The sequence below is a fragment of the Inquilinus sp. genome, from assembly GCF_039594555.1.
Classification (GTDB): Bacteria; Pseudomonadota; Alphaproteobacteria; order DSM-16000; family Inquilinaceae; genus Inquilinus.
Genome location: NZ_JBCNNF010000248.1, coordinates 1 through 10403, shown reverse-complemented (window position 1 = coordinate 10403; position 10403 = coordinate 1). Strand labels below are relative to the sequence as shown.

The 10403-nt window shown below is 69.3% G+C and carries 11 protein-coding genes; 5 read left to right on the top strand and 6 right to left on the bottom strand.

The window, feature by feature from the left end; genetic code table 11:
• The coding region (locus tag ABDW35_RS23510) for a PLP-dependent aminotransferase family protein (protein ID WP_343716294.1) at nucleotides 1–1145 on the bottom strand (1145 nt) is incomplete at its 3' end.
• Nucleotides 1146–1235: 90 nt separating this feature from the next.
• Here ABDW35_RS23510 and ABDW35_RS23505 point away from each other — a divergent pair.
• Nucleotides 1236–1640 (top strand): cupin domain-containing protein, encoded by a 405-nt coding sequence (locus ABDW35_RS23505; protein WP_343716293.1) that lies wholly within the window; start codon nucleotides 1236–1238, stop codon nucleotides 1638–1640.
• A 58-nt stretch (nucleotides 1641–1698) separates the two neighbouring features.
• Nucleotides 1699–2667, top strand: coding sequence for an NADP-dependent oxidoreductase (locus tag ABDW35_RS23500; RefSeq protein WP_343716292.1), 969 nt, complete (start codon nucleotides 1699–1701; stop codon nucleotides 2665–2667).
• A gap of 101 nt (nucleotides 2668–2768) precedes the next feature.
• Here ABDW35_RS23500 and ABDW35_RS23495 read toward each other — a convergent pair whose 3' ends face one another.
• Entirely contained in the window at nucleotides 2769–3296 is a 528-nt protein-coding gene (locus tag ABDW35_RS23495; RefSeq protein ID WP_343716291.1) for a helix-turn-helix domain-containing protein, read from the bottom strand.
• Nucleotides 3297–3587: 291 nt separating this feature from the next.
• Between ABDW35_RS23495 and ABDW35_RS23490 the strand changes: the two genes are divergently transcribed.
• From ABDW35_RS23490 to ABDW35_RS23480, 3 genes are read left to right on the top strand one after another with little or no spacing between them, the layout of a single operon-like run.
• Nucleotides 3588–4424, top strand: a complete 837-nt coding sequence (locus ABDW35_RS23490) for a hypothetical protein (protein ID WP_343716290.1) — start codon at nucleotides 3588–3590, stop codon at nucleotides 4422–4424.
• A 59-nt stretch (nucleotides 4425–4483) separates the two neighbouring features.
• Nucleotides 4484–5461, top strand: coding sequence for a crotonase/enoyl-CoA hydratase family protein (locus tag ABDW35_RS23485; protein WP_343716289.1), 978 nt, complete (start codon nucleotides 4484–4486; stop codon nucleotides 5459–5461).
• Nucleotides 5462–5510: 49 nt separating this feature from the next.
• Nucleotides 5511–6605 carry an NmrA family NAD(P)-binding protein gene (locus ABDW35_RS23480; RefSeq protein WP_343716288.1) on the top strand — a complete coding sequence of 365 codons (1095 nt, stop codon included), beginning with the start codon at nucleotides 5511–5513 and terminating at the stop codon, nucleotides 6603–6605.
• A gap of 141 nt (nucleotides 6606–6746) precedes the next feature.
• Here ABDW35_RS23480 and proX read toward each other — a convergent pair whose 3' ends face one another.
• From proX to ABDW35_RS23460, 4 genes are all read right to left on the bottom strand, one after another.
• Nucleotides 6747–7781, bottom strand: coding sequence for a glycine betaine/L-proline ABC transporter substrate-binding protein ProX (gene proX / locus ABDW35_RS23475; protein ID WP_343716287.1), 1035 nt, complete (start codon nucleotides 7779–7781; stop codon nucleotides 6747–6749).
• A 41-nt stretch (nucleotides 7782–7822) separates the two neighbouring features.
• The gene (locus ABDW35_RS23470; protein WP_343716286.1) at nucleotides 7823–8758 is read right to left on the bottom strand and encodes a proline/glycine betaine ABC transporter permease; all 936 of its coding nucleotides are present in this window, start codon (nucleotides 8756–8758) and stop codon (nucleotides 7823–7825) included.
• Between the two features lie 15 nt (nucleotides 8759–8773).
• On the bottom strand, nucleotides 8774–9961 hold the full coding sequence (locus tag ABDW35_RS23465) for a glycine betaine/L-proline ABC transporter ATP-binding protein (RefSeq protein ID WP_343716285.1): 1188 nt from the start codon (nucleotides 9959–9961) through the stop codon (nucleotides 8774–8776).
• A 143-nt stretch (nucleotides 9962–10104) separates the two neighbouring features.
• On the bottom strand, nucleotides 10105–10403 hold a 299-nt coding region (locus ABDW35_RS23460), incomplete at its 5' end, for an NIPSNAP family protein (RefSeq protein WP_343716284.1).

Sequence of the window (10403 nt, the reverse complement as noted above, 5' to 3'; positions counted from 1 at the left end):
GCGCTGGCTCTCCGGCAAAGGCTACGAAGTTTGGTGCGACGGAGATGGCGCATGTAGTGCCCTTCCCGCATGAACGCCGCGGTCGCGAGCTGCAGCGACGGCCCCGGCGCCGGGGCGAGGCAGGCGGCGGCCTCGGCAAACCGGGACGCCAGCGCCGGCGGGGCGACGAGAAAGCCCAGACGCAGCGTCGGGCTGAGGGTCTTGCTGAAGGAGCCGATATGGATGACCCGCCCGGCGCGGTCGAGCGAGGCGAGCGCCGGCGTGGCCCGCCCCTTCAACTGCAGCTCGCTCAGATAATCATCCTCGATCACCCAGGCGTCCGCCCGGGCGGCCCAGTCGAGGAGGCGCAGGCGCCTGGCCAGCGACAGTGTCGGCCCGAGCGGCGCCTGCTGGCCCGGGGTCACGACCGCGACCGCCGCGTCCGGGGCGTGCTGCAGGCCGTGGTCGACATCGATGCCGTCGTCATCGACCGGGACCGGCACGAGCGACAACCGTGCGAGCTCCAGGCCCCGCCGGGTGAAGAAGAAGCCGGGATCCTCCATCCAGGCCTTCCGTCCTTCGACGCCAAGCACGCGGAGCGCCAGACCGAGGCCGCCGCCGAAGCCGCCGGTGACAATGATCTGGGAGGGCGAGCACTCGACCCCGCGGGCAATGGCGAGGTAGGCGGCGATTTCCCGGCGCAGCTCCAGCTCTCCCCGCGGATCGGGATACATGGCCGGGGCGCCCGACTCCGCGCGGACGGCATGGGCGCGGATCCGGGCGAAGAGCTTGGAGGGAAAGGTCGACTGGGCCGGCACGCCCATCTGGAAGACCGCCGGTCCGGCGGTGAGCTCCCGGTACATCTCCATGAACGACCCGGGGTCGGGCGGCGCGTCCTGGCGGACAGCAAGGGGCGGCCGCTCCGCCACATGGGTTCCGGCGGCGCGGGAAGCGACGATCAGCTGGGCGGCGGACAGCTTCTCATAGGCCGACCGCACCGTGCCCCGCGCCACGCCGAGCTGCGCCGCGAGGTCGATCCAGGAGGGCAGGCGCGCCCCGGGCGCCAGCGCGCCATTCTCGATCGCGACGCTGATGCCCTTGCGGATCTGCTCGGCCAGCGGCGTCTTGGCGGAGCGGTCGAGGTCCAGCGGGAGGAGCTTGGTCATGTCCCGTGGTACACGACTTTTGTCGGTTCCTGGTGCTTATCTTTGAACCATCGAACGGTCAATTAGGCGGTCGAAGGAGAAACGACCGCCATGATCATCAAGTCTGTCATCGCCGCCGCCTGCATCGCCATCGCGACACCGGCCGCGGCCCACGGCCCGGGCGAGACCGTCACGCCGAATTTTGAGCATGCAATCCCCAACATTCCGGGCAAGTCACTGATCGCCGTCCTCGTCGACTATCCGCCGGGCGCGGCTTCGTCTCCACACACCCATGCGAAATCGGCGTTCATCTACGCCTATGTCGTCTCGGGCGCGATCGAATCGCAGGTGAACGACGGACCCAAGCGGGTCTACCACGCCGGAGAGAGCTTCTACGAGGCGCCCGGATCCCGCCATTCCGTCAGCCGGAATGCGAGCGCCACCGAGCCCGCAAGGCTGCTGGCCGTGTTCGTCGTCGATTCCGACGACAAGGCCCTGACCACCCCCGTCAACTGACCCATCTCCCTAGGCGGCGATCCCGTGAGCATCGCCGCGTACCGCCAAGGATCATCCGATGACATCCATCGCTTCCCCCACATCGCTGCCCCGCACCATCAAGGCTGCGCGGGTCCATCGGTTCGGCCCGCCGGAGGCGATCGTCCTCGAGAACGTCGAGCGGCCCGAGCCGGGCGAAGGCCAAGTGCTGGTCCGCGTCGCCGCGGCCGGGGTCGGCCCCTGGGACGCTTGGATCCGCGCCGGCAGGAGCGTCTTGCCGCAGCCTTTGCCGCTGACCCTCGGCTCGGACCTCTCCGGCACCGTCGCGACGGTCGGCCCCGGCGTCACCGGCTTTGCCCCGGGCGACGAGGTGTTCGGCGTGACCAACGCCCGCTTCACGGACGCTTATGCCGAATACGCCATCGCCACGGCCGGCATGATTGCCCGCAAGCCTGCCCGGATCGGCCATGTCGACGCCGCCTCCCTGCCGGTGGTGGCGGTCACCGCCTGGCAGGCGCTGTTCGGACAGGCCCGGATCGGCCGAGGCCACACCGTGCTCGTCCTCGGCGGCGCCGGCAATGTCGGTGCCTATGCGGTGCAGATCGCCCACCGCGCCGGGGCCCGGGTGATCGCCACCGCCAGCGCTGGCGACCTCGATTATGTCCGCAGCCTGGGCGCCGACGAGGCGGTGGACCGCAATGAGCGCCTTGAGGACCGGGTCGGGCCGGTCGACGCCGTGGTCGACCTCGTCGGCGGCGAAACGCAGGCCGGCTCCTTCGCCGTGCTCAAGCGCGGCGGCGTTCTGGTCTCGGCGGTGTCGCAGCCGGATCAGGCGGAAGCGGCGCGCCGCGGCGTGAAGGCAGGCTTCTTCCTGGTGCAGGTGAACACCGCGGATCTCGAGCGGATCGCCGCCATGGTCGACGCCGGGGAGTTGGTCACCCGGATTGGTACGGTCCTGCCGCTGGCCGAGGCTCGGACCGCGCATGAGATGCTGGACGGCGCCCGGCCGCATCCCTCTGGCAAGATCGTCCTGCGCATCGGCTCATAAGCAGCGGGAGCAAACCTGCGATCGGTGCGGCCGCGGTGCGCCACAAGCCGGACTCTGCACCGGCGACAAGCTCTATTCGTCAGCGTCGCCGTTCTCGACCGTCATGCGTCAGCAGGGCCGTCAGCCCGAGACCTGTGGCGTGCCTTCGTATGGGTCAGCCGCCAGCGAACGAGGTCGTCCGCGCCGGGCCCTTCCGCTATTTCGAGATCTCCCGGATTCACCTGCTCCCCGGTCTCCTGATCGATGAAGCCCCAGCGCACCTCCGCGCCCGTCCTGCGATTCAGGAAGATCATCGGCGGCGCGGCAGCCCCCGACAGGCCCAGGCGATCCCCGATCTGAGCCAGCACCGGCATGATGGGCGCGATCTGCCAGCCTTTCCCGGTCAGGAGGTATTCGAATCTCTCCGGATTCGTCTGGTAGCGCCGCCGTTCGATGAGACCGTTCGCTTCCAGGTGCTTCAGCCGATCGCTGAGCGTCGCATTGGTCACCCCGGATGATTGGCGGAAATCCTCGTATCGGCTGAGGCCGCAGACGAGGTCCCGCAGGATCACCAGGCCCCAGCGATCACCGATCGCCGCCATGACGCCGGCGATCGAGCAGACCATCCCGTCGAAACCCTTCGAGCGCATCGTCCTTCCCCTCGGCCCGCCGGATAGCATGGACCAAGCTCTGATTATAAGAGGAATGTTCACCGGCAACAACGGTCTGTCCGGGAAGCCCTGGGCGAGCCGGTCGGATCGAAGACCGTCGCTCGCCGCCCCGGACGGCGTAGACAAATCGCTTGCACGCCACTAACTCTTATAATAAGAGTTATTGGCGCCCTCGGGGAAAGTGGTGCCGCCGGAGCAGCCGCGGCATGCGGCGTCCGGCGCTGATCGTCGCAACGGATTCATCGATCCCGCCCAGCAAGAGGTCCCGCCTTGGCGCCGAACACCACCCCCACCTCCGTCAGCCCCCTTCTCGCCTTCGCCGGCATGGCGGCCGCGACGAGCCTCTGGCTCGCCGCGCTCGTCGCGGTGCCGGAGCTTCAGCGCACAGGCGTGTCCGTGATCGTCGCGCGCATCGCCGTGCATCTCGTGGTGCTCGGCGGGGCATGGGCAGGCCTGTCGCGAACGTCCCTGACGGCGGTGCAGCGCCGGTCGACCTGGCTGGCGATCGCGGTTCCGCTGACCGTCTGGCACGGCGCGGCCTGGGCGATCGTCGCCGACGGCCTGCTCCTGCCCGGCGCGACATCGATCCCGCTGCTGCCGTTGATGATCGTCGTGCCGACGGCCATCGTCATCGCCCTGCTCTGGCGTTCGGACCGGATCGGCACGCTGCTCGACGCGATGCCGGCGGCCTGGCTGATCGGCCTACAGGCCTACCGCGTCATCGGCGGGGTCTTCCTGGTCAACTGGCTGGCCGGCACCACGCCGGGCGTCTTCGCCGTGCCGGCCGGAACGGGCGACGTGATCACGGGCCTGATGGCCCTGCCGACGGCCATAGTCCTGGCAGGTGGCCGGCCGGGCAGCGCCCGGGCAGCCCTGCTCTGGAACCTGTTCGGCGCGGCGGATCTCGTCCTCGCGGTGACGCTGGGCGCGCTGACTTCGCCGGGACCGCTCCAAGGCATCGCCTTCGATCATCCCAATCTTCTGACCGGGGCCTATCCCACCGCCATCATCCCGGCCTTCACCGTTCCCACCTCTCTCGCCCTGCACGCGCTCTCGGTGCGCCAGCTGCTCCGGCGCTCGCGCTCTCCGGCGGCCGTCCCCGCGTGACGGGTGACCGAGAACCATTCCAGGTCCGAGAGCCTCCCCCCACATCAGAGTCCAGCCAAATGGAAACAGACCCCATCATTGCGCGCCGCGACCTGTTCAAGGCGACGGTGACCATCGCCGCGGTGGTGCCCGGGATCGCGGCGACGACATCCGCATTCGGGGCAGAGCCGGCACGGCAGGCCCAGCCCGGGCAGCAGGCCTTAGCCGGGCCGGCGGCCCCGCCCGCGACGCTGGCCGAGGTGCCGCTTGGACCGGACACGAAGCTGACCATCGAACGTCGGGGACAGGTGGCGCTGTTCGGCCTCAACCGGCCGGAGGTCCAGAACCGGGTCGACCCCGAAACATTCCAGGCGTTGGCCAGGGCCATCTACGACTATGACCACGATCCCTCGCTGCGGGCCGCGGTTCTGTTCGGCCACGGGAACCATTTCTCCCGCGGCATCGATGTCCAGGCCTTCCGGGCGGCGGCCGCCGCCGGCAGCCCCCTGGCCGGCATGACCCGTGTCGTCAACCCGCTGAACTATGGCCAGGCCAAGCGCACGAAGCCCCTGGTCGCCGCCGTCCACGGCGACACCTGGAACATGGCCCATGAGCTGTTCCTGTCGGCGGATATCCGGATCGCGGCGGCCGATACGGAGTTCGGCCAGGACGAGACCTCGCATGGCCGCTTCCCCGGCGGCGGCTCGACCATCCGCTTCGTCCGCGAGGTGGGCTGGGGCAACGCGATGCGGTACATGCTGACCGGCGACCACTGGACGGCGGCGGACGCCTTGCGCATGGGCCTGCTTCAGGAGATCGCGGAGACGCCTCAGGCCGCCCTCGATCGCGCGGCGGCGATCGCGGCCAGGGTGGCGGCCTGCGCCCCCCTCGGCGTGCAGACGACCCTGGCTTCGGCCCATCTGGCGATCGATGCCGGCGAAGCCCAGGCTTTCGCCGCACTCGGCGCGCAGTATGGCGCGCTCTATCGCACGAAGGATTTCATCGAAGGCGTGACCGCCCAGGCCGAGGGCCGGCCGCCGGTCTTCCGCGGCAACTGAACCGGCCCGGGGCTGTACGGCCCTGTTCATCACATACACGGGGACACGCATGACATCCCACGCCACCTCCCGGATCTTCGTCGTTGGCGGCACCGGCGCCCAGGGCCTCCCGGTGATCGGCGCGCTGGTGGCGGACGGGAGATACTCCGTCCGCGCCCTCAGCCGCGATGCCGCCTCACGCCGGGCGAAGGCGCTGCTGGAGCTGGGCAATGTCGAGATCGTCGAGGGCACCTTCGCCGATGAGGCGACGCTGCGGCAGGGCTTCCGCGGCTGCGACGGCGCCTACATCAACATCGACGGCTTCAACACCGGCGAGAAGACCGAGATGTACTGGGCGATCCGCAGCTACGAGATCGCGATCGAGGAAGGGATCCGGTTCTTCGTCTACGGGAACCTGGACTACGCGCTGAAGAAGGCCGGGTACGATTCCAGGTTCCGCGCAGGCCATTACGACGGCAAGGGCCGGATCGGCGAGTGGATCCTGTTCCAGAACGAGGCCAACCGCGACCGGATGGGCGCGGCGGTCTTCACCACCGGCCCCTATATGGAGATGGCGATCTCGGCCATGACGCCGATGTCGCCCTCCGTCGAGGATGGCGTCGTCACCTGGCGGGTGCCGCTCGGCGATGGCGCCGTGCCGCATGTCGCGCTCGGGGATTGCGGGTATTACGCCCGCTGGCTGTTCGACAATCCCGACCGGGCGAACGGCCTGAACCTCGAGGTCGCCATCGCGCAGATCGGCTATCACGACCTCGCGGCGGCGTTCGAGAGAGTGACGGGACACCCGGCCCGCTACATCGACACGGAGCTCGACGCCTATTGGGACGCCCCGTTGCGGGCTTCGGCGGACCTGCCGGCCGGATACAATGCGGATCCCGCCGACAAGAGCACCATGAGCTTCCGAGACAATTTCAGCGGCTTCTGGACCATCTGGAAGCACGAGACTGTCCGACGGGACTATGCGCTTCTGGACGAGATCCATCCCAACCGCATCAGGAGCGTCGAGGACTGGCTCCGGCGGGAGGATGAGCTGGGCCGGGCACTCGGCAAGGGAAGCCTCTGGGATCGGGTCCAGCCGGAATACCAGCTTAAGCAGCCTCCGCTTCTGAAGCTCGTGGAAGATCGGCGGCGGGGCCGCTTGTAGCCATCGGCTCGACCGACGACTCAGCAGTGGATGTCATTGATCGAAGCAGCCTGCGCGACACCGGAGCGCCATTTCCGATGGCGCGCGACAAGCTCGGCACAGACCCGCTCGAGGGTATTGGCATGCATTGCACCGGATGCGCTACTGGGCCGCCTTGGCCTGCGCGATCCACCCGTCGAACTCCGCCTGGTTCGCGGCGATCCAGTCATCGGCCAGCTTGCGGATGTCGCGGTTGCTGCTTCCGACCCTGTTCAGCGATCCCTCCCAGGACACCCAGGTCTCGCGCGGCCAGCGGGCGATCTCGATCAGCTTCTTCACCGCCGGGTTCTGGGCCAGGAAGTCGCGGTTGATCACCGTGCGGTAGTTCCATTCGCCCAGCGCCATGCGGCAGGGGTCCTGGCCGCCGGCGCAGCCGACCACGCGGGGCACCAGCGCCGTCTTGATCGGCGGCATGCCGTCGGGCAGGGATTCGAAGGGCGTCGGCAGCCAGACCACATCCTTGCCCGGCACCAGCGCGTCATTCACCCAGGACGGGCTCCAGGTGTAGTACAGCGCCGGCTCGCCGCGCTGCACCCGGGCCACGGTCTCGCCCATCAGCGCCTCATACTTGCCGCGCACGACATGGACGGTGTCGGACAGGCCGAAGGCCTTGACCTGGTGCTCGATCACGTCGCCGCAGCTCCAGCCCGGGTCGCAGCCGATCAGCTGGGCCTTGCCGTCGGCGCCGAACAGGGCCGCGATCTTCGGATCCTTCAGCTGGTCGATGCGGGTGATAGCGTTGGCGTCGGCGGTCTTCTTATCGATCAGGTAGCCGTTGATGCCGCCACCGATGATGCCGCCCTCGCCCACCACCGCCAGCTGCTGCTCCACCTTGCGGTAGCCGGGCTCGCGCTGCGGCAGGGTGACGTCCGGCCCCATGTCGACATCGCCCTGCGACGCGGCCTGAAAGAACAGCGTGCCGTTCATGGTGCTGAGCTGGACGTCGTAGCCCAGCTTCTCCAACGCCGAGAGCAGGATCTGGTCCTGCACATAGTTACCGCCGAGGCTGTCGTCCTGGGCGATGCGGACGGTCTTGCCCGCGCCCGGCAGGTCGTCCGCCGCGGCCGGCAATGCCGCCAGCATCGCGGCCAAGGCGACGGCGGATATCAGGGCGCGCGGGCCCGGTCTGGAAACCATGATGTGCCTCCGAGTTCGCTTGTTGCTTGGTTGGAACGAAGTCAGGTCGGGCGCGCCGCCCGCCCGCCGACCGGCTGGGCTACGCCCTGGCGGCCGACCAGCCGCAGCAGCGCGGCGCGCAGCGGCGATCCCTTGCTGCCCTTGGGCTTGGCGACCGACTGGGTGATGCGGTCCAGCGTCATGGCCAGCAGCACGATGGCGAGGCCGCCGACCGCGGCGCGGCCGACATCCAGCCGGCCGAGGCCCTGCAGCACCACCAGGCCCAGGCCTTCCGCGCCGATCATGGCGACCACCACCGACATCACCATGGCGGTCAGCACGGTCTGGTTCAGGCCGCCGAGGATAGTCGGCATGGCCAGCGGCAGTTGCACCTCCCACAGCAGTTGCCGGCCGGTGGCGCCGAAAGCGAGCCCAGCCTCGACCATCTCGCGATCGACCATGCGGATGCCGAGATTGGTGAAGCGGATCAGCGGCGGCGCCGCCGCCATGATCACCGCCACCTCGCCCGGCACCGTGCCGACGCCGAACATCATCACGATCGGCACCAGATAGACGAAGGTCGGCGTCGTCTGCATCACGTCGAGCACCGGCCGGACCACGCCCCAGGCCGTGTCGCTGCGGGCGCAGAGGATGCCGATCGGGATGCTGATGCAGACGCACAGCACGATCGCCGTGGTGATCAGCGCCAAGGTCGTGATCGCTTCGGCCCACACCCCGGTGAAGGCGATCACCACGAGCGAGATCACGGTGAACAGGCCGATGCCGCGGGTCGACAGCCGCCAGGCGATCAGCCCGGCCAGGATGACGAAGACCGGGAACGGGATGCCCTGCAGCGTGTGCTCGATCAGGCCGAGCAGATGCTCGACCGGCCATTTCACCAGCTGGAAGAAGGGCCGCAGGTTCTGCGACATCCACTGGACGCCGGCCTGGATCCACTTGTCGACGGGCAGGACATAGAGGTCGTCGGCGCTGAACATGGATCGTCGGCTCCGTCAGGGCTGGGCGGGGGCATCGGCGACCGGGGCCGCGATGCGGGCGAGGATCCGGCCGGGTTCGACGCGGCCGAGCAGCCGGCCGTCCTCGTCGATCACGGCCACCGGCTGGCCGCCGCTGCAGGCGCCGGCGATATCGGCCAGCCGGGCATGGCCGGGCACCGTGGCGCAATCCACCGAGGCCAGGCTGCGCAGGGCGATGCCCTGCTGCAGCCGCGGCAGGTCGGCGGCGGCGATGCTGCCGAGCAGCCGGCCGGTGTCGTCGACCACGAAGGATCTGCCGGGGCCGGAGGCGCCGGCCAGCTCGACCGTACCGTCGGCACGGGCCACGATGGGCCGCGCCTCGACCATCACCGAGCGGGCATCGAACAGCCGCGACCGGTCGACCTCGCGGGTGAAGGCGGCGACATAGTCGCTGCCCGGATCGGTCACGATCTCCTGCGGCGTGCCCTCCCGCACCACGGCGCCATCGGCCATGATGGCGATGCGGGTGCCGAGCTTCAGCGCCTCCTGGAAGTCATGGGTGATGAACAGGATGGTCTTGTGCAGCGTGCGCTGCAGCCGCAGCAGCTCGTCCTGCATCTCGGTGCGGATCAGCGGGTCGAGGGCGCTGAACGCCTCGTCCATAATCAGAACGTCGGCGTCCGTCGCCAGGGCCCGGGCCAGGCCGACCCGCTGGCGCATGCCGCCGCTGAGCGCGCCCGGCAGATGGTGGCCCCAGCGCGCCAGCCCGACCACGGCCAGGATCTCCTCCGCCTTCTGGCGGCGCGGCCGGGCGGCGATGCCGCGCAGCTTCAGGCCGAACTCGACATTCTCCAGCACCGTGCGGTGCGGCAGCAGGGCGAAGTGCTGGAACACCATCGACACCCGGGTGCGCCGCACCTCGCGCAGCCTTCCGTCATCGGCGGCCACGACGTCGTCGCCGTCGAGCAGGATGCGGCCGGCGGTCGGCTCGATCAGCCGGTTGATGCAGCGCGCCAGCGTGGATTTACCGGAGCCGGAGAGGCCCATGATCATGTAGATCGCCCCGGCCGGGACCGAGAGCGAGACGTCGTTCAGCCCGACCACCAGCCCGGTCTCGGCCAGCACCTGCTCCTTGCTGGCGCCGGCGGCCAGGCGCTGCAGCGCCGGCTGGGGCGCGTCGGAGAAGACCTTGTACAGGTGCTCGATGCGGATCCTGTCCGTCACTGTCCTCACCCTGTCTGTCTGCGACCCGCCGTTGCGCCGACGGGCCTTCTGCCCAGGATCATTGGGGCCGGGATCCGGCGCCCTCGTCTTCCGGCGTTGCGGTGGAACCCGCGGCCGGCGGCTCCTACGAACAGGAGCAACCCTCAGCGCAGCGGCGAGAAATCCGTCGGCACCAGGATGCGGTTCTCGGTGGTGTCGAGGGTCTCGGTCAGCTTCACCAGGAAGGCCTGCCAAGCGGGGTCGGCGGCAAGGCGCCGGCGCCGCTCGGTCCGGTCGTTCAGGTCGGCATAGCCCCACATGTGGACGACATGGTTCAGCGGCCCGATCTCGGTGTGGAAATAGCCGATCAGGTGGCCGAGGATCGGCCGCTGGATCGCCAGCCCCTCCTCCCGCACCAGCTGCAGGTAGCGCTGCATCTGGTGCGGGAGGAGGGGCTGGCGAT

What these genes read in the sequence shown, in the direction of transcription:
- ABDW35_RS23505 (WP_343716293.1), top strand. Translation starts at nt 1,236, where the DNA reads ATGATCATCAAGTCTGTCATCGCCGCCGCCTGCATCGCCATCGCGACA.
- ABDW35_RS23500 (WP_343716292.1), top strand. Translation starts at nt 1,699, where the DNA reads ATGACATCCATCGCTTCCCCCACATCGCTGCCCCGCACCATCAAGGCT.
- ABDW35_RS23495 (WP_343716291.1), bottom strand. Translation starts at nt 3,296, where the DNA reads ATGCGCTCGAAGGGTTTCGACGGGATGGTCTGCTCGATCGCCGGCGTC.
- ABDW35_RS23485 (WP_343716289.1), top strand. Translation starts at nt 4,484, where the DNA reads ATGGAAACAGACCCCATCATTGCGCGCCGCGACCTGTTCAAGGCGACG.
- ABDW35_RS23480 (WP_343716288.1), top strand. Translation starts at nt 5,511, where the DNA reads ATGACATCCCACGCCACCTCCCGGATCTTCGTCGTTGGCGGCACCGGC.
- proX (WP_343716287.1), bottom strand. Translation starts at nt 7,781, where the DNA reads ATGGTTTCCAGACCGGGCCCGCGCGCCCTGATATCCGCCGTCGCCTTG.
- ABDW35_RS23470 (WP_343716286.1), bottom strand. Translation starts at nt 8,758, where the DNA reads ATGTTCAGCGCCGACGACCTCTATGTCCTGCCCGTCGACAAGTGGATC.